Source organism: Flavobacterium sp. 102 (assembly GCF_003634615.1).
GTDB lineage: Bacteria > Bacteroidota > Bacteroidia > Flavobacteriales > Flavobacteriaceae > Flavobacterium.
The window spans coordinates 3,023,210-3,047,261 of the sequence record NZ_RBKX01000001.1 but is presented as its reverse complement, the minus strand read 5'-3'; the positions used below and the strand labels follow the sequence as shown (position 1 = coordinate 3,047,261).

Annotated in this window: 18 protein-coding genes and 1 tRNA gene; 15 read left to right on the top strand and 4 right to left on the bottom strand. The window is 36.6% G+C overall.

Features of this window, described 5'->3' with window-relative positions:
- Positions 1–729: 729 nt before the first annotated feature.
- From C8C84_RS13450 to C8C84_RS13410, 9 genes are all read left to right on the top strand, one after another.
- Positions 730–1,020: a GIY-YIG nuclease family protein gene (locus tag C8C84_RS13450; protein ID WP_121314136.1), complete on the top strand. Its 291-nt coding sequence runs from the start codon at positions 730–732 to the stop codon at positions 1,018–1,020.
- Positions 1,021–1,572: 552 nt separating this feature from the next.
- On the top strand, positions 1,573–2,691 hold the full coding sequence (locus C8C84_RS13445) for a VWA domain-containing protein (protein WP_121314135.1): 1,119 nt from the start codon (positions 1,573–1,575) through the stop codon (positions 2,689–2,691).
- Positions 2,692–2,802: 111 nt separating this feature from the next.
- Positions 2,803–4,266: an AAA family ATPase gene (locus C8C84_RS13440; RefSeq protein ID WP_121315073.1), complete on the top strand. Its 1,464-nt coding sequence runs from the start codon at positions 2,803–2,805 to the stop codon at positions 4,264–4,266.
- A gap of 161 nt (positions 4,267–4,427) precedes the next feature.
- Positions 4,428–4,512: transfer RNA gene (locus tag C8C84_RS13435), tRNA-Ser, on the top strand.
- A 251-nt stretch (positions 4,513–4,763) separates the two neighbouring features.
- A complete protein-coding gene (locus tag C8C84_RS13430) occupies positions 4,764–6,002 on the top strand; it encodes a site-specific integrase (RefSeq protein WP_121314134.1) in 1,239 nt (412 codons plus the stop codon).
- Positions 6,003–6,235: 233 nt separating this feature from the next.
- Positions 6,236–6,742 (top strand): helix-turn-helix domain-containing protein, encoded by a 507-nt coding sequence (locus C8C84_RS13425; protein ID WP_158592576.1) that lies wholly within the window; start codon positions 6,236–6,238, stop codon positions 6,740–6,742.
- Positions 6,743–6,842: 100 nt separating this feature from the next.
- Positions 6,843–7,286: a MauE/DoxX family redox-associated membrane protein gene (locus C8C84_RS13420; protein ID WP_121314132.1), complete on the top strand. Its 444-nt coding sequence runs from the start codon at positions 6,843–6,845 to the stop codon at positions 7,284–7,286.
- Between the two features lie 4 nt (positions 7,287–7,290).
- Positions 7,291–8,391, top strand: coding sequence for a hypothetical protein (locus C8C84_RS13415; protein WP_121314131.1), 1,101 nt, complete (start codon positions 7,291–7,293; stop codon positions 8,389–8,391).
- Between the two features lie 81 nt (positions 8,392–8,472).
- Positions 8,473–8,745 (top strand): DUF6520 family protein, encoded by a 273-nt coding sequence (locus tag C8C84_RS13410; RefSeq protein WP_121314130.1) that lies wholly within the window; start codon positions 8,473–8,475, stop codon positions 8,743–8,745.
- Positions 8,746–8,799: 54 nt separating this feature from the next.
- Here C8C84_RS13410 and C8C84_RS13405 read toward each other — a convergent pair whose 3' ends face one another.
- From C8C84_RS13405 to C8C84_RS13395, 3 genes are read right to left on the bottom strand one after another with little or no spacing between them, the layout of a single operon-like run.
- Positions 8,800–11,415, bottom strand: a complete 2,616-nt coding sequence (locus C8C84_RS13405) for a S9 family peptidase (RefSeq protein ID WP_121314129.1) — start codon at positions 11,413–11,415, stop codon at positions 8,800–8,802.
- A complete protein-coding gene (locus tag C8C84_RS13400) occupies positions 11,415–12,842 on the bottom strand; it encodes a RagB/SusD family nutrient uptake outer membrane protein (protein ID WP_121314128.1) in 1,428 nt (475 codons plus the stop codon). Before C8C84_RS13400 ends, C8C84_RS13405 begins: the two co-directional genes overlap by 1 nt.
- 17 nt (positions 12,843–12,859) lie before the next feature.
- Positions 12,860–15,979 (bottom strand): SusC/RagA family TonB-linked outer membrane protein, encoded by a 3,120-nt coding sequence (locus tag C8C84_RS13395; RefSeq protein WP_233549808.1) that lies wholly within the window; start codon positions 15,977–15,979, stop codon positions 12,860–12,862.
- 627 nt (positions 15,980–16,606) lie between these two features.
- Between C8C84_RS13395 and C8C84_RS13390 the strand changes: the two genes are divergently transcribed.
- The 4 genes from C8C84_RS13390 (at position 16,607) to C8C84_RS13375 (ending at position 20,249) form a co-directional block, all read left to right on the top strand.
- A complete protein-coding gene (locus C8C84_RS13390; protein ID WP_121314127.1) occupies positions 16,607–16,930 on the top strand; it encodes a hypothetical protein in 324 nt (107 codons plus the stop codon).
- Between the two features lie 479 nt (positions 16,931–17,409).
- A complete protein-coding gene (locus C8C84_RS13385) occupies positions 17,410–18,741 on the top strand; it encodes a hypothetical protein (protein ID WP_121314126.1) in 1,332 nt (443 codons plus the stop codon).
- Positions 18,742–18,781: 40 nt separating this feature from the next.
- Positions 18,782–19,381: a hypothetical protein gene (locus tag C8C84_RS13380; RefSeq protein WP_121314125.1), complete on the top strand. Its 600-nt coding sequence runs from the start codon at positions 18,782–18,784 to the stop codon at positions 19,379–19,381.
- 10 nt (positions 19,382–19,391) lie between these two features.
- Positions 19,392–20,249: a hypothetical protein gene (locus C8C84_RS13375; RefSeq protein WP_121314124.1), complete on the top strand. Its 858-nt coding sequence runs from the start codon at positions 19,392–19,394 to the stop codon at positions 20,247–20,249.
- Positions 20,250–20,268: 19 nt separating this feature from the next.
- Here the strand turns inward: C8C84_RS13375 and C8C84_RS13370 are convergent, their stop codons facing one another.
- A complete protein-coding gene (locus C8C84_RS13370) occupies positions 20,269–21,033 on the bottom strand; it encodes a J domain-containing protein (RefSeq protein WP_121314123.1) in 765 nt (254 codons plus the stop codon).
- 141 nt (positions 21,034–21,174) lie between these two features.
- Here C8C84_RS13370 and C8C84_RS13365 point away from each other — a divergent pair, with 141 nt between their 5' ends.
- Positions 21,175–22,818 (top strand): hypothetical protein, encoded by a 1,644-nt coding sequence (locus C8C84_RS13365; protein ID WP_121314122.1) that lies wholly within the window; start codon positions 21,175–21,177, stop codon positions 22,816–22,818.
- A gap of 42 nt (positions 22,819–22,860) precedes the next feature.
- Positions 22,861–24,045 (top strand): Shedu immune nuclease family protein, encoded by a 1,185-nt coding sequence (locus C8C84_RS13360; protein ID WP_121314121.1) that lies wholly within the window; start codon positions 22,861–22,863, stop codon positions 24,043–24,045.
- Positions 24,046–24,052 lie beyond the last annotated feature (7 nt).

The following is a 24,052-nucleotide window of genomic DNA, read 5'->3' as shown; positions in this document are numbered from 1 at the left end:
ACGTAAATTTAATTAGAGAATTACTAAGCTATTCAGCATAGTTATTGTTGTACTCATTTTATCAACTTGGTTGATGAATATCCAAGGGATCTAAATCAAAAAAAATGTATTAAAGTATTCAAAATAATAATAGACATTTGACATCCTTTTTTTTAAGTTATGGATACAAAAGTTTATTTTTTTAGCTTGGTATTTACAGTCTAATCCCCAGCATCGGAACATTTTTATTGAGTTAGATTGGATTTGAAATTCCTATGTTTCGATTAAGCAATCGGAATCTCCATGTGGTAGGGAGAGCCGATTTGTGAATTTGGTTTTTAGTTACCTTGCTTTAACCCGATGGTCTTTATGGCTGTCGGGTTTTTTTCATTCTTGATATAAATCCTTATTTTATGAAATTCAGTCGAACTGACGATCTCGCTATAACCTAGACGTCTTCTTCACGTCACTTCGAGTGATTTTTAAACTTAAAAGCGACAGCTTTTGAGTTTAAAAATTGTATCGAGAAGCCTAGCTAGCACGACTGTTCTCGATTAGCTGCGCTCAATTCGGCTAAAGCCTCGGGTCAATTTTTATTCCACTGCGTTCCATAAAAACCACTCGAACTGACGACAAGTGCAAATAACACCATAAGTCTAAAAACCTCATAACCGTCACTTCGAGTGTCCCGATAGCTATCGGGATGTATAGAGAAGCAATTTTAAATAGATTATTTCTTACTTTTATAAGATGAAGCAATCCTACGTCTACATACTCAAATGTTCCGATGGCACTTATTACACAGGAGTTACAAGTAATTTAACGCAACGGATATTCCAACACGATATAGGTTATTATCCCGATTGTTATACATTTAAAAGAAGACCACTCGAACTAGTTTTTTACTGCGAGTTCATAGATATCAATATAGCTTTTGAAAAGGAAAAGCAAATTAAAAAATGGTCAAGGGTTAAGAAAGAAGCCTTGATAAAAGGGGACTATGACGCTTTACCCAACTTGGCAAAAAAGAAGTTCAGTTGAAACAACGGTTCTCGATACATTTTTTGTTGCGTTACACTCCACAAAAACCACTCGAACTGACGAGCCTCTACTAAACCGCCACCCTGAGTGTTTTTGGCTTTGCCAAAAATGTATCGAAGGACATCACTTCAATTGTCACTAAACATCTCCATACCGCCACCCTGAGTGTTTTTGGCTTTGCCAAAAATGTATCGAAGGGCGTCACTTCGAGTGATTTTATAAACTGAAAACGTTAGTTTTTAGTTTATAAAATTGTATCGAGAAGCCTCTTACACAACGTTTCTATACACTTTTATCCCATTACGTTCCACAAAAACCACTCGAACTGACGTTCTAACAACTAAATACCGTCACCCTGAGTGTTTTGAATGCAATTCAAATTGTATCGAAGGGCGTCACTTCGAGTGATTTTACAAAGCAAAAACGCTAGTTTTTACTTTGTAAAATTGTATCGAGAAGCTCGTTCACTACAAAACATCCTACCCCTCACTTTCACTAAAAATTAACATTCGTTTGGGCGTACGTCTTAACTATAAATGATAATTTTATGCAATGGAAAAGAATACAAAAAAAGGATTTTTCTTTAAGCCCTATGAAGCACCATTTCTTTCGCCATTTGATAAATTGTTTGACCTATTCAAAGAATTAATTACCCACACCTCCGGTGATTTTGAGGAAGCCATTGATTGGTTGCGGCAGTTGGATGTAGAATATAAATTAACAGACGAGCAATACACCATTGATGATTTTGTGGAAGACTTAAAGAAGAAAGGGTACATCCGTGAGGAAGTAAAACCCGATGGCAGCGGTGGTATGGGCATTACCGCTAAGACCGAGAGAGCCATAAGACAAGCCGCCCTAGACCAAATATTTGGCAATCTCAACAAGTCGGGTAGTGGGAATCACAAAACCAAATACTCCGGCAACGGCGATGAAAAAACAGGCGAGTTCAGAGCGTACCACTTTGGCGATGGACTAGAAAACATTTCCCTAACCGAGAGCATACGCAATGCCCAAATCAACAATGGTGTAGGGGAGTTTCAATTAACCGAAAACGATTTGGTTGTTGAAGACAGCCAGTTCAAAGCCCAAATGAGTACTGTCTTGATGATTGACATCAGCCACAGTATGATATTATACGGCGAAGACCGCATTACCCCGGCCAAAAAGGTAGCCATGGCGTTGGCCGAATTAATCACCACCCGTTATCCCAAAGATACGATTGACATCTTGGTTTTTGGTAATGATGCTTGGCCCATTGCCATTAAAGATTTACCCTATTTAACCGTAGGGCCTTACCATACCAATACTGTGGCCGGTTTGCAATTGGCGATGGATATGCTTCGCCGAAAGCGCAATACCAACAAGCAGATTTTTATGATTACCGATGGCAAGCCCAGTTGCGTGCGTGAAAAGGATGGCACCTACTACATGAACAGCAATGGTTTAGACCAATACATCGTGGAGCAGTGTTACAACCAAGCGGCACAAGCCCGTAAATTGCACATTCCTATTACCACGTTTATGATAGCCAATGACCCTTATTTGCAGCAGTTTGTCAACCGATTTACCGAAGCCAATCAAGGGAAAGCTTTTTACACCGGATTGAAAGGTTTAGGAGAAATGATTTTTGAGGATTATGAAACCAATAGGAAGAAGAAGATAAGATAGATAGTTTTGGAGAAAAGAGAATTACGAATTAGGAATTACGAATTAGGAATAGGAGAACCGACAACCGACAACCGTCAACCGACAACCGATAACAGACAACATACACTTAAAATGAAAACAGACAACATAAAAACACTAGGCGAATTAAAAAAAGCAGGGTATAAATCCAAAAGCATTAAAGACGAGTTGCGGGATAATTTGCGTAACAAAATAAAATCGGGGCAACCGGTTTTTGAAGGGGTACACGGATTTGAAAACACCGTTATCCCCGAGTTGGAGCGGGCCATTTTATCACGCCACAACATTAATTTATTGGGACTTCGCGGTCAGGCCAAAACACGCTTGGCACGCAAAATGATTGAATTATTAGACGAGTATATTCCGGTAGTGGCGGGTTCTGAGATTAATGATGATCCTTTGCAACCGTTGTCGCGTTTTGCCCAAGACCTAATAGCCGAACAAGGTGATGCCACACCAGTGAATTGGGTTCACCGCAGCGAACGTTTCTTCGAAAAGTTAGCTACGCCCGATGTTACCGTAGCCGATTTGATAGGCGATATTGACCCGATAAAGGCCGCCAATTTAAAACTTTCCTATGCCGATGATCGCGTCATCCATTTTGGGATGATTCCCCGAGCCAACCGCTGTATCTTTGTGATCAATGAATTACCCGATTTGCAGGCACGCATTCAAGTCGCCTTGTTCAATATCTTACAAGAAGGGGATATTCAAATAAGAGGTTTTAAACTCCGCTTGCCGTTAGACATGCAATTTGTATTCACCGCCAACCCGGAAGATTACACCAATAGAGGTAGTATTGTTACCCCGTTAAAAGATCGTATAGGTTCCCAAATATTGACACATTACCCCGAAACGATAGCCATAGCCCGAACCATTACAGATCAAGAGGCTAAGCTAGATGAACAACAAGCCAATACGGTTTATGTTCCTTCGTTAGCCAAAGACTTGTTGGAGCAGATAAGTTTTGAAGCCCGAGAGAGTGAGTATATTGATTCCAAAAGTGGGGTCAGTGCCCGAATGAGCATTACCGCTTTTGAAAACCTAGTTAGCACAGCCGAGCGTAGGGCACTACTAGCAGGAGCCGACACTACGATGGTGCGTTTGTCTGATTTTATGGGTATTATTCCGGCGATTACCGGTAAAGTAGAATTGGTTTATGAAGGCGAACAAGAAGGCGCTGCCACGGTGGTCCAACATTTAATAGGCGATGCCATTAAAACCTTTTTTCCGGCTTACTTTCCCAAAATTGAGAAACTGGAACGCGATGCCGATGCCAGTCCGTACGCCAAAGTACTCGAATGGTTTTTTACCGAAACAGGTTTCGAATTGCTCGATGACGCCACAGACAATGAGTATCAAAAACAATTAGATGCTATCACTCCATTATCCGATTTAGTTCAGAAATACCAACCCAATTGTTTATCGGAAGATCGCTATTTCCTGAAGGAATTTTTGTTGTGGGGTTTAGTTGAGTATGACAAATTGAGCAAGGATAGAGTGGCAGTAGGATATCAGTTCAAAGATTTGTATAGTAATTATATCAATAAACTATAAAAAGCGTTTAACTTACAAGATAACATTCGTTAAATGGCACAGCATTAATGAAATAGCTTTTTGGTAAAAAAATAAGTTAATTTTTTACCCTAAATCTTTTTGCAAAATGAAAAAGGTTGCTATATTTGCAACCGCATTGAGAAATTAATGCCCGACTTATTGGAGAAATGGCAGAGTGGTCGATTGCGGCAGTCTTGAAAACTGTTGACTGTAACAGGTCCGGGGGTTCGAATCCCTCTTTCTCCGCAAAATACTTTTTAAAGTACTTCAAAACCCCATAAATCTTATGATTTTAGGGGTTTTTTGTTTTAATCCCATATCAAAACATTCATTAATTCGCAATACTAAAGGGGCATAATTCGGGGCACATCTTCATTATTATAAATTGTGCCCCTATTTGACCGCTAATACCAGTATTTACAGCTAGTTCAGAAAATGAACATCTTGTGCCGATTTGACTTTTTAACTAAATTATTAATATTTAAAAGGTCACCAAAATGGATGCAAAAATCACAAATCTTTTTTATCTAAAAAGAGCGAAAGCCAACGTACACGGACTAGTCCCTATTTATCACAGAACAACAATCAACGGAAAGCGCCTAGATAAGAGCACTGGAAAGTTTATTGATCCTACCAAATGGTCGACAGAAGCTGGAAGAATGAAGGGCACTTCAGAAGAAGCTAGAACAATAAATAGCCACCTTGATTCACTAATTGCAAAAAATTCTAACATTGAAAAAAAATTAATTGCAGTTGATAAAGACATTACCGCCGAAATTTTTAATAATGTGCTGACCGGCAAATCAGAAAAACAAAGAAAACTTGTTCCAATCTTTCAAAACCACAACAATCAAATAGAAGCGTTAGTGGCAACTGGCGAATATTCTCCGGGAACATTAGAGCGCTATAAAACATCTCTTAGTCATACTATCGAGTTTATGAAGTGGAAATTTAATATTACTGATATTAATATCAAGGATATTGATTTAGCCTTTATAACTGATTACGATTTTTATCTCAGAACCGAACGAAAATGCAGTAATAATACAACCGTAAAATACATTAAGAATTTTAAAAAAATAATTCAGATTTGCATCGACAACGGCTGGATTAATGAAAATCCATTTACTAAGTACAAAGGAAAAATTAAAGAAATTGATCGAGACTTCTTAACTGAAAATGAAATCGAAATTATTTATAATAAGAAGTTCTCTAGTGAGAGATTAATTCTGGTAAGAGATATATTCGTCTTTTGCTGTTTTACAGGTCTTGCTTACATTGATGTAAAACAATTGACTTATGAGCATATCGGAATTGGAATTGACGGCAACAAATGGATTTTTAAAAACAGACAAAAAACAGATACTAGTTCAAAAATTCCATTGCTCCCTATTGCAGAACTAATATTGACGAAATATGCTTCACATCCAAAATGCTTAAATGAAGAACATTTGTTACCTGTTTTAAGTAATCAAAAAATGAACAGTTATCTGAAAGAAATTGGAGATGTCTGTGGCATAAAAACCGAATTAACCTTTCATCTTGCCAGACATTCATTTGCTACCTCTATAACACTTACAAATGGCGTACCTATTGAAAGCGTAAGCAAAATGCTCGGGCATACTAATATTAGAACCACGCAGCACTATGCAAAGGTAGTTGACAGAAAAGTGAGTGATGATATGGCTATCCTAAAACAAAAATTCACAAGCCAACTTTTAGCTAAAAGCTCTTAATAGTTCAATAATGATAATTTAAGGCATTGCAACTAAACTACAATGCTTTTTTTTATAAAACACCACCAAAATTAAGGTGTTTAATTCCCGAATCACACACTATACTTCTTGATTCGGGAATTGCTTTTATATAGTTTTGTACTCACTTACCACATTCCTTCTCGATACTTCTACACTTATATATACCGATGGACAACCAACAAAACCAACAACGGATAAAATCCATATACCGCATGCTGTTAGAAATCGCTAATGGCAATCTTACCTATCGAATGGTAATAGAGGGTCATGATGCGCAATTTGATGAACTGGCAAACCTGCTCAACCAAGTAGCCGAAAAATTGCAGGAAATCGAATATTCGAGTCCTTACAAGAATAGCAAAATTGATTTAGGTACATCAAATGATACAACAGTCCTCATGGTTCAAAAAGTCCTTGACTACATTCAAAATCATTTAGAAGAACCGCTACCCTCTACAAAAAAACTATCCAAAATGTTCGGAACAAACGAGTTCACTTTAAAAGAGAACTTCCGCAGAATAGTAAAAACTAGCGTCTACCAATTCTATAATGATGAAAGACTCAAAAAGTCCCATACATTAATAGAAAAAACCACCATTCCTCTAAAAGAAATAGCTTTAATAAGTGGTTTTTATAATTATGTCAACTTCTACAAAGCTTTCAAAAAGAAATTCCATTACCCTCCAAGCGAACTCAAGCGCGAGAATAGTGACTTGTAACTTTATTCCGTTTTTTACCTGCAAATATTCCCAAATTGAAATAGTTTAAAGATTTCATTTATAGAATTTTACATAGCCAAAACAAGTAAATCTAATTGCAATGAAACTTTCAACAACAATCCAAAACTACACGGTAAATAGTATATGTTGTCTTTACGCAGTATTATTTTGTTATGCGGCGACTAGCAAATTGCTGGATTTTCAAACTTTTAAAATGCAATTAGGACAATCTCCGCTCTTAAGTCCCTTTGCAGTTTGGGTTTCAGTCATTGTACCAATATCAGAATTCATAATAGCCCTAATGATAATGATACCTAGGTTCAGATTGCTTGGACTTTTTGCAGCTTTTACCCTGATGATAATGTTTACATCCTACATCTACATTATACTCAATTATAGTGCATTTGTTCCTTGCTCATGTGGAGGTATTCTACAAAAGATGTCTTGGAGCCAACACCTTATCTTTAATATAATATTCACAACATTGGCAGCAATAGCCATTATAATAATGCCAATCGAAAAAGTACGCGTAACAAATCTCTAAAATCATGAAAAAGCAAATCAAACTTACATTACTTTTAGTTAGCAGCATTTTAGGAACTTCTGCAGTAGTGGTACTCTATAGTGCTTCCGAAAAGATAATTCATTATAACAATAAATTTACCCGCCGATTCCCACAACACGCAGCCCAAGAAATCCATCAGGCAGACTTACGCTATAACTCCTACTACTTTGCAGGAAGTGGAAATGGTAAAATCTACCTTGGCAATTATACCGCACCATTACAAGTAATGGTATTAGATTCAGCACTTCAAACAAAAAAGGTTTTCCACATTAAACTTACCGAAAATAATTTGCCTTTTAACGGTCCACAAATCAAAATACTCGGCACTAATTTTTATGTTTTTGAAGGCACAGTTCCTTACATCTTTAAAGGAGATACTAAAGATTGGGTAGCTGAATTAAAAATTAAAAAAGGGAATATCTTTTCTCACTTGATACCTATGGATTCAATCAATATGGCTGTGCGTTACATTTCGCCAAAAGGAGGCGAGAATATCATCGGAAACCTAAACTTGACAGACAATACTAAATCAAAATATGGCAATTCATTATTGCAAAAACAATTCGATGGCATTTTCGACACTGATGGTGTGTTGCTGTTTAATAATGCTTTAAATCGTATCGTTTATGTTTACACCTATCGAAATGAATATATAGTGGCAGACCCACAATTAAAACTAGACTATCGGGGTAAAACAATTGATACTGTCAGTCATGCACACATTAAACTAACCAAGATTAAAAATACCAATTTAAAAACATTTGCCGAACCGCCACTGGTAGTAAATAAAACAAGTGCTGTTTCCGGAAATTACCTTTATGTGAATTCACAATTACCGGGTCAATACGAATCCGAAAACATTTGGAAAACGGCAGCTATCATTGATGTTTACGATTTGACCAATAAAACCTATCGCTCCAGTTTTCCAATCTACAATATCGGCACAACAAAGTTGCGCAACATAGTGGTAGAAGGAAATTTATGCTATGCCTTAATTGGTGACAAGATAGTGTGCTACAAATTACAAGACTATATCAACCAAAATAAGGCAGCAAGCCATGTATCAAAATTAAATGTGGATTAAAAACTTACCGGCCGGTATCAGGGATAAGATCGAAAACCTGTAAAAAAGAGTAGATCATAATAATTTTTAATATTTAGTATTATGAAAACAAATTTTTTCAAAAAGCTCATGATGCCATTGGCGGTAATGGTATTGGGCATCGCAACCGCTTTTACAACTACTTCAATGAGTAGCACAAAAGCATTAGTTCCTGTTCAGGGATATAAATTTATTTCTCAGGCAGACCCGTGTCACATCGATGCTATGTGTAGTAACGTGGTATCGGTAAACCTTTGTACATCGGGTTCCTCCCAGCTATGGGGTAAAGTAACACCAAATGCTCCAACGTGTGATGTTAAGCTTTACAGACCTTAGGGTAGTTTAAAAAAGCAATGCAGTTCCGCTAAGTCAGAACTGCATTGCTCTATATTATTGTGGAGAAAACCACTCAGGTCGTTTCCCATCCTTAAGATAATAGTCAAACCACTCCCTCTTTCGATTCGTTAAATCAATCTGATTTTCCTCTTTTTCAATTACATGATCATCTCCCGGATAAAGTACCATAATGTGCGTTTTATTCAATCTTCTTAAGGCAAGGTAAAACTCCATAGTCTGATTCGGCACAACCTGTGTATCCTCCATTCCTGTATACGAAAAAATCGGCTTCGAGACCTGCGATGCATAAGTTATGGGTGAATTGGCCCGATACCTTTCAAAATCCTCAAATAACGATTTACCCATGCGCAATTGCTGGTATTCAAACCTCCAGCAGTCAAACTTAATTTCATTGGGATTCACAGATAAGTAACCACTCACCAAATCAGTTATTGCAGCACCTGCTATGGCCGTTGCAAACACATTGGTCTGCGTCATGATAAAATCGGTTTGATACCCTCCAAAGGAATGTCCTGTTAAGCCAATTTTACTGCGGTCTATCGGCGCAATTCTAACTGCCACTTCAGTAGCTGATAGAACACAATCAGTAGCCGACAAACCCGGTTTACCCAATTCATAAACACTATCAGGATACAACACAAAATACCCTTGACTCGAAAATAAGGTAGCATTCATATCCGACCCATTCAGGAAAGTGGGGTTAACATAAGTATGAAGTCTAAAATTCTGCTTTTCATAAATGTACACTATCATTGGGTATTGCTTTTGAGGATCATAATCAAACGGATAGACCAATACCCCTTTTAAAGCAACTCCCTTAGAATTTTTATAATCAATAAGTCTTGAAGTTCCCCAGTCGTAATTATAGTGTTGTCGATTACTTTGATAGACCGTTTTAGGTGACGCTTTTGCCTCTTTCACAAGCAATGACGGCGGAGCATTAAAATCCTCACTCACATACACATAACAATCTGAAAATGCCGACTTATGGAGACCACTAATCCCCTTATCAGTAAATACAATCGGCTCCAGTTTCCTATTCTGATTCAGACTATAATACCCCGACAATCTGCTATCCGTTGTATTTGACTTAAGAAGTAAAACAGCATCTTCAATAGTATCACGCTTTGCCGTAATCCCATCCGCATAACGACTTACAACAAGGCGAAACACCTGATTGCTTTCCCGTCCATGAGTTACTCTTTTCAGGTTTCCGTCAGCAGTCGTAAGTTGCCAAAGGTCAAACTGGTCATACAGCAGCAGTCCGTTGTCAATACCCCACCAACCGGCAGCACCATATAGTGGTAGTTCCGCCATTCCCGTAGCATCGTCATAAAAGGCAATACCGGTTTTTCTGGTAATATTGGTATGTGTTCCCTTCGCAATAGAATAAAGCCACCAATCACGATCCCTAAAATACGCAATATAGTTTCCGTCCGGCGAAAAGCTTATAGTACCTATCGAACCAGCCTGCTGCTTTAAAAACAACGTCTTTTTACCAGTGCTTATATCATATAAATAGTAATCCCTATCAGCCTCTTGCTTCCAAGAGGGTTTATTGTCATTTGCATTATAAACCAACGCATACTTTTGATTGCCATTGAGTACTGCCGATGGTTGTACACTGTCACCAACAGCCATAAAATTTCCGTTTTTGGGATACCATACAGTAAGCCTTCGATCATCGTCCGAAGCACCATACTTATTCCTAAAGGAATACAAATCCTTGTCGGCAGCAATCCAAACGGCAATTCCACTTGGATTGGATATTCCAACAGCTTCTCTTTTTTTTATCATAAAGAACACCCGCTCTCCATCGTCCGCAATGCCAAGCGACGAAGTAAAGTTGGCATCTAGTACCATATCCTTTGGCCAGTTTAAAGCGGTCTCCGTTTCATAGCTATACAATGCACCACTGCCAATAACATAATACAAAACACTATCCGCAGTAAACGCTTTAGCGTCATTCCTACGGCTCACAAAAGCGATAGCCTTTCCATCATTTTTCCACACAACATTCTCAAACTGCTTGTCTGCACTTGTGGTAACCACGGTTTTGACTAGCTTTTTTCCAAAACGGAGCAACCCCAAACTATTGCCCGAAGGTTCAGTGATACAATAAGCAAGTAAATCATGGCTCTTATTCATCGTATAAGAATTCACATTGGCTACTTGCGCAACCGCAACTCCGGCAAAGTCCCGAATAACGATATCCGTCTTTCCATTTTTCCCTGCACAATAAAGAAGCACATACTTACCATGGTCTATAAAATCAAACTGCTGTACATTTTCAACATCCTGCACTTTATCACTAAGAAGATTTACTAACCTAAAGCGATTATCAGGCAGCATACAGCCAAACCACGAATCACCAAAAAACCTTCCGCCATAACCTTTGGCAAAGGCTACTATTTTGGCAGTAGTAGCGCTTTTTACAAAAAGCGTATCCAAACCCGATTCATACGATAGTGAATAACTAACCCAGCTACCATGACCGGAAATTCCTTCCGCATTCAGAGTACTCCACAAATGATAATCTTCTGCAGTCAGTTGCCGTGTTTTTTTGACCTGTCCGTTTACCGAACAGGCCATCAAAAGCAAAATTAAACTAACCCAAATTATTTTGCAGTTGTTTATCATAGTACCCATTAGTAACCCGGATTTTGAGGCAGTAAATGCGGATTAAGATTCAATTCCGTTTGCGGAATCGGAAACAAATCATCATGTGCATCCCATCCCGGCTTTACAGCAGATAAAACAGGTTGTATGCTGTTAAACCGTTTCAAATCAAAAAAGCGATGCCCAAATTCGGTAAACAACTCCAATCGGCGTTCTTGTAAAATAGCATCTAGAATTTCAGCTTGCGTAAGTGCCACAGTATCTGCCAATCCTGCTGTATGCCGTATAACATTCAAATCTTCTTTGGCGCCTATCAAATCCCCCGAATGCGCTCTGGCTTCGGCACGTATAAGGTAAAGTTCCCCTAATCTAAAAATGATAGAATATTCAGTAGAAGTTCCCGTGCCCGAATCTTTATATTTATATGGATGATACCATGTCGTAGTCCCATCAGTAACCGCTTGTGTCCAATGCACTTTTCGTTGGTCATTGGCAGTAAAGATATTCATAAAATCTGTGGTTAAAGAAGATAGTGGCGGCGGTCCGCTCATAAAATTAAAAGTCATTGCCTCTAATGTATTGCCACTGTTAAAACCCGGTGCCAATTGCCAGATGGTCGAAGTGCATTCTTTTAGAAAAATTTTATCAAGGTCCTCCTCATACACATACACTCCCGTATTATTTAATACCGCCGAGGCTTCATTCGAAGCTTCATTCCACAAACCGGCATACAAATCTACTCGCGCTAGCAGTGCATGAGCAACATCTTTGTTAGGGCGGGTTCTGTCAGCAGTTAAATACCCTGCGGGTAATAATACTATTGCCTGTTCCAAATCAGCTTTAGCATTGGCATATACCGTAGCAACAGGAATACGAACAGCAACACGGTTCACAGCATAATCTGTAGTCGTGATATAAGGCACATTACCATACACATTGGCAAGGTTAAAATGAAGCAACGCCCGCACAAACAGAGCTTCTCCGGTCAATTGCTCGCGGTCAGCAGTAGCTAGATTTACAGAATGTGCTACACCCTCAATCACGGCATTAGCCGCATAAATCTGATTATAAGTAGTATTCCACAAATCCTTTACATCAGCGTTGGAAGCCAGTAACGAATTATTATAAAAAGCTGGTCCGCTGGGTAACGTCCCATAAAAATCCAATTCATCAGTATAAATCCCCAATAAATGCGACAGTCCATTTGGTGAACCTGTCAGTAATCCCGCATCCCTAATTTTCGAATAAATATCAGTCATCGCGGCATTAGCCGTTGCCTTTTCTTCAAAAACAGCGTTAGCAGTAAGCTGTGAGTTCGGCAGGTCAACATCCACAAAAGAATCACAGGCATTCATAATGGCAGCCAAAAACAAAAGCCATACCACCCCAAACCCCAATCTCCAAAGGGTGTTTTTTATATTCCAGGTATATAACGTACCTCTATTTAAGTTTTTCATAATTATAGTTTTTCAGGTTAAAAGCTAAACTGCACTCCGGCAGAAAAAATACGCAAGGGCGGCAAATAACCAGCCGCTTTAAACTCGGGGTCGGCACCATTATAATGCGTTAGGGTCAATACATTTTGTCCCTCAAAAAATAACTTGCATTGCAAATCTTTCAAGGGTAAATCATAAGAGAGTGAAATATTTTTCAGTCGTACATACGAAGCATCACTTATGGCGCCATCACTTTCGTAAAATTTATAGGATGCATCCACGGCAGCGCTATTGGCACCATCAGTATAAATTTGATTAGTGGCAGTATCACCCGGCTGTTGCCAATGGTTCAACACAGTAGTGGGCTGATTGCTTTGTGACCCAGGATAGCCAAAGAAAACAGCAGAGTTATAATTGATTTGTTTCACAAACTGAAAAAGAAAATCCAGTTGCCAATGCTTATATTTCAACGAGTTTTGCAACCCTCCATAATACTTAGGATTAAAATCTTTTATAGTAGTTTTATCTTCAGTACTGGTTAGCATACCATCACCGTTCACATCTTCAAAAGTGTACAATCCTGTTTGTGGGTCTACACCCGTAAAATGATATACTTTTTGAATATTCAGCGGCTGGCCAATTACAAACTGATTGGCATAGGTTGAACTGGCCAATTCAGGGAAAGCCAAAAGCCGGTTCTTTGCCACAGTAAGATTAATGTTGGTGCTCCAAGTAAAATCCTTGCCTTGTACATTCACAGTTCGCAAGGTCAACTCAATACCTTTGTTCTGCACTGTTGCATCTAAGTTCGCCTGTAAAGAAGTAAACCCGGTAGTTCCCGGTAGCGGAATCCCCGTCAATTGGTTTGAAGAACGATTATCATACCATCCTGCGGTAAAAAACACACGGTCTTTCAAAAAACTGGCTTCCAAGGCTACTTCAAACTTTTTATTCGTCTCCCATCCAAAATCAGGATTAAATAAGCGTATAGGTTGTAATCCCACTATCCCGCCATAGTTAACACCCGATGACCCATAAGTATTAAGATACTGATAGTCGCCTATTTGGTCGTTACCCGTAATCCCATAGCTGGCACGTAATTTTCCAAAACTAAATACAGAAGAATCTTTAAACAAATTCTCTTTCGAGAACAACCAAGCAGCACCTATTGCTCCAAAAGTGGCAAACTGCTTTCCGGGTCCAAAACGGCTCGACCCGTCTCGTCGTCCGGTCAAATTCACAATATACTTCTCCTGCAGGTTATAATTCACACGACCAAAAAAGGCTTGGTATTTATATTCCGAAGCTTCGCTTATCAAAGTCAAAATAGTAGCAGCCGAAGCCAAATTATAAATCAGGCTGTTACTCGAAAAGCCATAAGCATACTGCACCAGCTGATTGCTTTTTTGCGTCTGAAAAGTACCTCCTGCCAATGCCTCCAACTTACCTTTACCTATCTTTTTACTCCAGTTAAGTTGCGGCTCAACAATCCACGATTTGCGCTCCGTACTGCCAACTATAAGAACCGAGTATTCCGGTCCAATACCAAAAGACGGATTATACCGTGTCGATGGATTAGCAGTTGTTTCCGTGTTAGTCAGCGCAGTAAAACCAAAATTCGATTTCAATTGCAAAGCATCCGTCAATTGATACATCATTGTAGCATTACCAATAAGGTCATTGGTTTTGGCAAGATACTTTCCTTCAAGGTTGCGTAACGGGTTGTTAAAAGTGTTGCTTTCCCAGTTCAAAGTGCCATCAGCGTTATACAAGGCAGGAGCATTCGGAGCAATCGTTACCGCTTCACGCATAAGGTCGCCTCGCGCTTGGTCATTATCCTGAATCGTATAACCTACAGAGACGTTCGTTTTAAATTTTTTATTGTCTGATTCATGATTCACATTCAAGTGTACATTCCCTTTCTTATACTCAAAATCACCAGGCAACACTGTGGTTTGTTTATTATAATTCCCACTCAATAAAAATTGAGTTTGTGCCGACCCACCCGATAGTGAAGTCTGTATATTGGTAATCTGGGCAGTACCTCCCATTAATTTCTTTTGCCAATCCGTGTAGCGGGTTGGGCTCCAAGTACCATTTACATCATAGGCATAATCCGGAATCGTAGTAATACCGTCATTAGCAAAAGCCTCTTGCCGCATGGCAATATATTGCTCAGTATTCAGCAAATCCATAAACCGTGTAACGGTGCCAACGCCTTGCGAAAGGTTGGCACTAAACCTTGTTTTCCCTGCTTTTCCTTTTTTAGTAGTAATCAGCACCACACCATTAGCACCTCGCGAGCCATAAATGGAAGTAGCATCGGCATCCTTCAACACTTCAATACTCTCAATCTGGTCAGGATTAATACTGTTCAAGGGGCTTGGTAAAAAAGGTAGTCCTGCAGAGTTAATTCCGGCACCAATAGGATCCGAGGCATACGGAACTCCGTCAATAATATACAAAGGTTGGTTACCATTAGCCCGCAAACTGTTCTGTCCGCGTATCTCAATTTCAAAACCACCTCCGGGAGTTCCTGTATTTTGAGTAATGTTCACTCCTGCCATTCGTCCCTGCATCGTGGCAAGCACATTAGTCACAGGCTGTTTTTCAATGTCTTTATAGGTGATTTTAGAAATACTCCCGGTGCGTTCCTTTTCTTTTACATTGTAATATCCGGCATTAACGGTTACCTCCTTTAGGGCAGTAGTATCTTCTTGCATGGCAATATCCAATATACTGCGATTGTCAACTGTGACCTCAACAGTTTTAAATCCCGTAAAACTAAAAAGCAACACATCGCCACTTTCAGCTTCAATGCTATACTTTCCGTCAGTACCCGAAAAAGCAGTTATATTTTTTCCTTTTACTGTAATGGTAACACCCTCCATGGGCATTTTGTCATAAGTAACCGTTCCTATGATTTTGTGTTGTTCTTTTGTCATTCCGACAAAGGAGGGCACGAGAGATAGCGAACTGGCGAAGCAATCTCCTGTAGATTCAGCAGATTCAACAGCAAAAAAAGTCTTGCTTCTTGTCTCTTGCTTCTTGCTTCTGAAGTCGTTTCCAAGAGGGAAAGCCATTTGAATACAAAGACAACACATAATAATAATAATAATAATAATGCACCTGTCCTTGTATAATGAAAAATTATTCATAATATTGGTTTAGTTAAATGAAACATTAGTTTTGTTTGTCTAACGGTCCTCTGTTCACCGCCAAGTAGATTCAGAGGGCCTTTTTTTGTGGGTTTGTTTGAAGTTTAGTTTTCGTTTGTTATACCATAGGCGTAGATGTGTTTAGTTGTTTATTTATCTTAAAGAAAGCTGCCCCAACAATTCTAATTCTAACTTAACCCAAACTAATTTGTCATTCCCGCAGGCGGGAACCATATGGCGTTGAGGCGTGCTTTCTAATTTCGGTAAAATAGTTTACGATTATTCAGGATATAAAGTGAAGAGTAGCGCAAAGAATCTGTTGAGTTCTAGCCATAAAAAAGGCGCGGAACTCAGCTTATTGCCATTGAGGTACTGGTATACCGTGCAACAATAAGTGAGCCCACGCCCAAGGAGCGTGAGCATCTGACTTATCATCTCGTTGCAAAAATTACCAGTTTTCAATGGCGAGATTCAAAGCGAATGCTTCAATATTGTATTTGAAGAATCGCAAAATTACAATCCAATTATGGATTATAAGCAAATGTAGGAAAAAATATTTATTGTTCGCGATAGCGAACACTTTTTTTGTTCCAATAATTTTATTTTGCCCTTTATACTTTACGAAAATTGGAAAATAATAAATCTAAAAATGATGCTGAAAGAAACATGCTTGTCAATAAGTATGTCTGCAATTTTATTGCAAAAAAGTGGATAATTAATAGATTAGATTCAAATGGAAAAGTAGTAACGATGAGACAATACGCTAAAGATTGTAATTTAGCTACTTCAACAATTACCAAGATTTTAACTCCTGACGGGTACAATATTCCATTAACTACAATAAATAATATTTGTCAAAAAGAAAAAACACCATTATCTCAGTTTTTTACAGCTTTTGAAAAAGAGTATGGAATTTCAATTATAGATGAGTTTTTAAAAAAGAAAAAATAGGATGATGAAATGCATTTTTTGTATCTGTAGTATCATCAATTAGCAGAACTTTTAAAATTTGCGAAAGGTTTAAATGTTAATCCAAAGGAACTATTTGACTTTAGACTTGATTTAGGTAAAGAATAATCAACCAAATACCACTAGGGAAAGATGATGAGAGGCATCTTTTTTATTCCCAAAATACACTGACTAATATTCCCAAATTGCATACTTCATAACCTTAAAAGGTAATATTTTGAACTTCTTTAAATTCAAAATATGAATTGGTATGAAATTCTAATGGCTATTCCAATAATTATTCTTGGTGCTTACATTCGTGGCAAAATCTACGAGAATAGAAAGAATATACATTGTAACAATAGTTGGAAAAAAAGGAAAAAGTAAAGAATTCTGAGTGGCATTTTTTAAAACTTTGTCTTAAATCTTGTATATCTTTGATTTAACTCAGCTTAAAAGAAGCCTACTTTAACCTTCCAGATATGAAACCAAAATTCCGCAAAAAAATTCCTAAATGGAAAATTTTCCCAAGTGTTGGCACATTAGGTTATTTTCATCCACTTGGTAATTATATTTACTTAGATCAATATACAGATAAAGCTGAATTTGAAAAAGCTTTATCTAATCCTGCATTAGACAGAAACCGGTTCAGTGTATTTGTACACGAATACCAGCATTACATTGATCACGTTAGTACATTATGGGGTGCTAAATGTATTTTCAAAATATTCGAATCTTTTGACGCAGTATTGCAAAATGATGAATATAAATTTTACAAACATCGTGCGCTAACATTAAATTTTAAAAGGGATTACCATTTAGACTATTATACAATAAAGTACAATCATATTGTAGGAGATTATCAAAACCGTTGGAAATTTCAAATTACCAGTGGTTTAAGGTTCGATAACAACGGGTATATTAATGAAGATTGGCCGATTCCATTTCTCTCATTTGCATCAAACAAGGATGAAAAAATCAGTAGAGTTCCTATCAGTGTTGCCTCGTTGCTTGAAACCACAGCTACACATGCAGAATATTCTTTTCAACTAGGTGAAATTCTTAAACTAGAGTCTCCACACAAAGAAACGCAGTTTAAGGCACTTTCAAAAAAATTCGAAGACAAATTATACCATCCCGAATTGACGCTATATTCAGCTGCGGTGCATCTGGTTTCGGTATACCTTGAAATTAATGATCCTATGATGGCGTACAAGGTATCATCTACTTTTGCTAAAATTGCTTTAAACATTCCTTCTAAACTTTTTGAGAGCCTATCTTTCCCTGCAGAAATCGGGCAATCAGAAGAATGGAATAAACGGGCAAAGAGAATGCTTTCAAATTTTGATCGCGGATTTGCTTTCTATCTTTTAGTAAGAAGTTATGTTTTAAAGCATGGTACATTAAAAACTGAAGAAGTTAATGTAGAAGACATATTAAGCGCTGCAAATCTTCCTAATGAGGCAAAATTGGAAGAATTAATTCAGGAAGAAATAGTAGCACTAGACATGGAGATTATGTTAGGAAAAAATAATTTTAACCGTTTTATAGTAGACAAGATTTTCTATGGTAAAAAGTTTCGAGAATCAACCGGAATAGGTCAGCAAAGAAGCCCTGTTGATATTGAAAAGTTTATGAAGGAAGCTCCGCATCTAATATTTAACAGCACCTACTTTGACTACGAAGATTTGGATTTGCAGCTTATTTTTTCTAAAGCATCTAAGCAAGAAATTTTGTCGCGAGAGGAATGGTTTAGGTTACATACTTTTTGTGAGAAGAAAATAGACGATTTCAATGATATTTGCGGCATCTAAGAAGTTTGTATGCATCTATTTAACCTTTTTAATTTAGAACATGATGAATGATAAACATACCTGGGAATTAATTGAAGGCCATGAAGATTGGAAAATTTACCCTGTTTACCGAATTTTTTACTTTGAGTGCATAAATACTGCAACCGTCTCCGCCATTGCTAGTTGGGAAGATATTAATCACATTGTGACTAATCAGGAAGCCTATGACGAACATCATTTAATGTTGATTGATTTAGCAGAAAACATTGTGAATCAGGCAGGGATAATTTCACGCTATTTCTTCCCAACCAAAGACAATAGAAATCCTGTGAAAAATAAAATCCATCAGTTAAGGGGAGAGAAATTAAGAAGCCTGTTTTCAATTGATCAGAATAATATATTAACTGACCGGAAGTTTAGGAACCACATAGAACACTTTGATGAAAACCTGGATAAATTTTTAAATCAGCCTGTCGTAGGTGATATTTATCCCAAAACAGTCTTCCAAAATTCAGAGCAAATTAATTCAATAATGCACCTTTTTAAGGCCTATGTGGTGAGTGAATTTAAATATATATCTTTAAGTCAGGAAATAGAATTACCGGCTTTGGTAGAGGAAATATATAGGATTTATAATTTAACTATTGACCAACCTAATTAAGAAGTATTACATGACTAAGCATGAAAACATACAAATGGAAATTGTTGCGACATGCCGGAATATAGGTGTTGAAGCAATTCAGGAATACAGAGGCCTAGATTGGCGAGCTGATGTCTATATTCCAAATAATGGCAAACCAATTGCATTTGAGATACAGTTAAGTCCGCAGTCACTTGCAAAAACTCTTGAAAGACAGACAAAATATATCCGTGATGGAGTGATTGGATGTTGGCTTTTTGAAAATCCGGTTCCTAAATTAATTGAAGAAAGACCAGACCTTCCGGTATTTTATGTTCAGGAAAACGAGGCCTCTAATTTAATTGTCAACTTGGGCGACCGTCGTAAAGTTGATTTACAATCATTCCTAGAGAATTTTATTTCAGATAACATCCAGTTTAAAACTTTAGCAAATACAAAAAAGACACAAGTTGTCAATCTGGTATTTTATGATATGTCATGTTGGAAATGTGGTGAATTAAATCATTTATTTTTTGTAGACACGCCTTTTTATTCAGCTTGCAATGCAAAGATAGAGCCTGACGAAGCAATATGGGAATCAAACAATATGGAATACAGACCTGAAATAATCGAGCTTGCTCAAAAATATGTAGCTAACAATAAGGACTTAAATTTAAACCTTGCGCAAATTAAAATGCGACATAGTAAAACAGTAAATAAGTCTTATATGTCATTTGGATGCTGTAAATGCGACAGCATCTTTGGCGACTTTTTTGTTATGGAAGCAAAACTTGAATTAATCTATGGACCAAAAGAATTGGTTTTTCAGGGTGAAATCGAATTATTGGAAACTATACAACTTCCTATTCCCCATTGGTGTTTTCCCAATAATGATCATTTTTGCGAATAGAAGACCCCAAAGAAACAATTTAAGAAAAACTAAACTTATTTTTTGCCGCTTTTCTATGATTTATAATTATTTCATAAGCCTCATTAATGCTGACTGTCATTTTATTTCTTATTTCTTTATCCTCCTTACTCATGTCTGGATGAAACTCTAAAATCATTCTATTTCGGGCCTTTTTAACATCCTCATCACTTGCAGATTTCGATACTTTTAAAAATGCATAAGCTTTGTCTACTTCAGTAAGGAAAACTACCTTTTGTTTTCTTCGTAAGTCTAATTCATCTTTTGATTCTAGGACTTCTTTAAAAAATTTGAAAATATTCATACCGGTAGATGCATCCATCACTGCTGAAAATGTAAGCAACGCTGAAGCAAAACTTTTAGTTGCAATCCCAGAAAGTAGTCCGGCAGCAAAACCAAACCATAAAGATGCTTTTTGAACTTCCGGATCCAATTTTGAAATATCAAAAGTTCCGGGGTGATATCCAACTAATCTCGACTCCTTAAACAAATAATAACCTGGCAACACCGAATCAGAACTCTCCAGCCCTATGTTGATCATTTTTTCACTAATTAAGGATTGAATAAAAGAATCGCTGTAATTCAAGCTACCAATATTTATTAAACCAATAGAAATGCTGGTCTTAAAAAATTGATTTAATTGGCTGTTAAGTGTTGCATTAAAGTCTGTAGTTTCTTCAAGGCCTGCCTTTACTACGCAAAGTTTGTTATCACTTATGAATTTTGATAAATCCGCAGGAACGAGTTGTATTGGTTCGGTTTTCATAATTAATTGGTTTTCTTAAAAAATGCTAAAATCATTCCAAAAAAAAATATTGAAGTTATGACTGACAAATTAGCAGACTGTATTTATACTCACAACCAACAAATTATATTTTATATTTGATAAATATTTAATTCTTGATTGATGCCTGGATATGTAATTGATAAAAAAAGAACTGTAATTTCAGACGATAAATACAAAGATATTTATTGGCCTGAACTTACTGAGTACATAAAGGAAAAGTATTTTAAGGATACCATCAAAATTACTGAGCCTGAAAAAGCCCGGGAAATTTTAAAAGATAGTTTTAGTTTTTTATGTGAGAAGCTTGGTCAACTGATAGATAATGAACAGAGGTTTTCATTCTACTTATTCTGCCATAATTTGCATGAAGATTCCATAGATATTTATATTAAACTATTAGAGGGTTATACCCTGCCTTTTAATGAAGAGAAATTTGCCGGATCAAGAAGAATTTTAAAGATAATCTTGGAGCAGTCAACAAGATATGATTTAAAAGGTTGCCCTAATTTTTTTGAGGAAATGAAAAGCAACTTACTCGAATACGGCGAACTACTTGAGAAGATGCTGTACGTTGGGGAGTGGGCATTTATAAGCAGCGAATATGTAGCAAGAAACCAGTTGTTCCCAAAATCAATTGCGGTTTCAATTGAAAACAAGGAACTCACTTACCTAACCAATCAACCATATGACCTTTTCTTTTCACATATTTTCAAGGAATTACCAAAACATGATTCACACGTTGCGCTGTCCGATTGCATAGATGAATTCAAGGAATTGGTTGAAGAAAAGTACAACATTACGTATGACAATTTATGTTATTTCATTGCCGAGATTATTAATAAACCGGCTAATAAATTAGGGGTTACTATTCTACCCGATATAATCGACAATATTAAAGCGAATACTACGGTAGATAATGATTTCATTGATAGTTTTTATAAAGGACTCACAGTATCTAAGGAAAATGCACTTGATATTGAGAAGTGTTTTTACAACAATCAGTATTTAAACCGGCACATGTACAGGCCAATTTTAGAATTCACAATCGACAAAAAAACATTCCATGTTATTGGGCCAAATAAATGGAAGGAAAGTATTTCGCAGCTGTCAACAAATTGTTTTCCGTTTGGCTTATTCCCAGAAGAATGGAAAACCAATAAGGATTTAAAGAAATTCATAGAAAACATGGATAATACCCATGATAAGGTCCTGCAAAAACCAATAATTAAAATGCTTGATAAGAATTCTTTTCCCTACGAAGTGGACATCAAAAGTTACCAAACCCATAAAAAACAGTTCATTAACATCAGTAATAACATTGGTGATATCGATATTTTGTTTTTAGACCCTTGGAATATGTTAATTTATGTTTGCGAATGCAAACACAACCGGTCTCGGTTCGATTATAACAACTGGAAAAGGGATTATTCCAATTTCAAAGATAAGTATGAAAAACAGTTAGAAAGAAAGGTCAATTGGGCATCGCAGAATGTTGATGTGATTGAAGATCATTTTAAGTTGAGAAAAGAAAGTCCAATACATAAGCTTGACTTATCTGATTATACGGTCCAAGGGATTTTTATAATAAATGCCCCGACCTTATACATGTTCAATAGTAAATACAAGTGTTATACAATATATGATTTCACAAAATTAATAAAAGGTCAGCCAGTCTTTATGGACTTTCATTTAACCGTTGAAGACCAAAATAAAACCTATGTTATAAAACATCCTTATTTCGAGAGCATTGATAAGATGAGGTAATAATGTATGTTTAGTATTAATCGATAACTTAATAAAGACACTGTGATAAATATAGAAAAAGACAAGAAACGATTAATTCTTAGATATTATTCAGATTTTCAGCCAACAGTTTGGCTTGATAAGTTATTAAAAACGGATAAGCAGTTTACTTTGGCAGGAGTTTTCCATCTTGATAAATCAAAATTTTATAAGAAGATTGATGACGAATTTGACGAACCTGACTTTATGTTTGTGATAGGAAACCTGGTTGGCGAATATTATAAGATTGACAAGTCAGTTTTTGGGCTAAAAAATGATTTTTATTTTTATAAAAATCTCAACCTAAACGAAACAACTTTCGTAGCCAAATCAAAAATATCTTTATTATACCAAATTGATTTACTCTTAAATAATGATTTGTATATTGGTGGTACATCTGGTAAAAATTTGCCATATACTGATTTTATTAATTTGATTAAAATCTTTCCAACAACTCATGAAATAAAACTTTATCGTCAAGCAAAAGTTACTTCAATTTTAAAGAACTACTTTGAGAATGTTGATGATAAGGAGCTAGCATACAATGATTATCTAAATAAAAAGATTCCACTCATTGAAAGCAAAATTAGAAAGACCTTTAAGGAATCCGAAATTATTAAATATCAAACCTTGGTCGAGCGTTTAGAGTCAATGCTTAATAATGAGATAAATTATAACGAAAACCAATGGCAATCTGAAATAATCCAAATCATACTTTTGCTTTTTCCTAAGTACATAGCAGTATTTAAAGAAATTCATTTTCTTGATATTTACAGTAATAAAAATCGTAGATTAGACTATGGTTTGATAGATTTTATGGGTAATCTGGATATTGTTGAAATTAAAATCCCGTTCGAGAAAAATATTGTTTCAGATATAACGTATAGAGATAATCATATCCCTAACAGAGATTTGTCCGGTACTATAATGCAAATTGAAAAATATATTTTTTACTTAAATAAATCTGGAAAGGAAATAGAAAACAAGCTTACTAAAAAATATAAAGATGAATTGCCTGATAATTTGGAAGTTCGGATAACAAATCCAAATGCAATAATAATTATGGGACGCGATAACAAAATGGATAAAAATCAACTTCATGATTTTGAAATCATTAAGAGGAAATATAAAAATGTAATTGATATATTTACTTACGATGATTTAATCAGAAGGCTAAGAATGATTATTACTCAACTCAAAAAAATTTAACTACATT

What these genes read in the sequence shown, in the direction of transcription:
- C8C84_RS13425 (WP_158592576.1), top strand. Translation starts at nt 6,236, where the DNA reads ATGCTGTTAGAAATCGCTAATGGCAATCTTACCTATCGAATGGTAATA.
- C8C84_RS13410 (WP_121314130.1), top strand. Translation starts at nt 8,473, where the DNA reads ATGAAAACAAATTTTTTCAAAAAGCTCATGATGCCATTGGCGGTAATG.
- C8C84_RS13430 (WP_121314134.1), top strand. Translation starts at nt 4,764, where the DNA reads ATGGATGCAAAAATCACAAATCTTTTTTATCTAAAAAGAGCGAAAGCC.
- C8C84_RS13450 (WP_121314136.1), top strand. Translation starts at nt 730, where the DNA reads ATGAAGCAATCCTACGTCTACATACTCAAATGTTCCGATGGCACTTAT.
- C8C84_RS13405 (WP_121314129.1), bottom strand. Translation starts at nt 11,415, where the DNA reads ATGGGTACTATGATAAACAACTGCAAAATAATTTGGGTTAGTTTAATT.
- C8C84_RS13415 (WP_121314131.1), top strand. Translation starts at nt 7,291, where the DNA reads ATGAAAAAGCAAATCAAACTTACATTACTTTTAGTTAGCAGCATTTTA.
- C8C84_RS13385 (WP_121314126.1), top strand. Translation starts at nt 17,410, where the DNA reads ATGAAACCAAAATTCCGCAAAAAAATTCCTAAATGGAAAATTTTCCCA.
- C8C84_RS13400 (WP_121314128.1), bottom strand. Translation starts at nt 12,842, where the DNA reads ATGAAAAACTTAAATAGAGGTACGTTATATACCTGGAATATAAAAAAC.
- C8C84_RS13365 (WP_121314122.1), top strand. Translation starts at nt 21,175, where the DNA reads ATGCCTGGATATGTAATTGATAAAAAAAGAACTGTAATTTCAGACGAT.
- C8C84_RS13395 (WP_233549808.1), bottom strand. Translation starts at nt 15,979, where the DNA reads ATGAATAATTTTTCATTATACAAGGACAGGTGCATTATTATTATTATT.
- C8C84_RS13445 (WP_121314135.1), top strand. Translation starts at nt 1,573, where the DNA reads ATGGAAAAGAATACAAAAAAAGGATTTTTCTTTAAGCCCTATGAAGCA.
- C8C84_RS13375 (WP_121314124.1), top strand. Translation starts at nt 19,392, where the DNA reads ATGACTAAGCATGAAAACATACAAATGGAAATTGTTGCGACATGCCGG.
- C8C84_RS13370 (WP_121314123.1), bottom strand. Translation starts at nt 21,033, where the DNA reads ATGAAAACCGAACCAATACAACTCGTTCCTGCGGATTTATCAAAATTC.
- C8C84_RS13380 (WP_121314125.1), top strand. Translation starts at nt 18,782, where the DNA reads ATGATGAATGATAAACATACCTGGGAATTAATTGAAGGCCATGAAGAT.
- C8C84_RS13440 (WP_121315073.1), top strand. Translation starts at nt 2,803, where the DNA reads ATGAAAACAGACAACATAAAAACACTAGGCGAATTAAAAAAAGCAGGG.
- C8C84_RS13420 (WP_121314132.1), top strand. Translation starts at nt 6,843, where the DNA reads ATGAAACTTTCAACAACAATCCAAAACTACACGGTAAATAGTATATGT.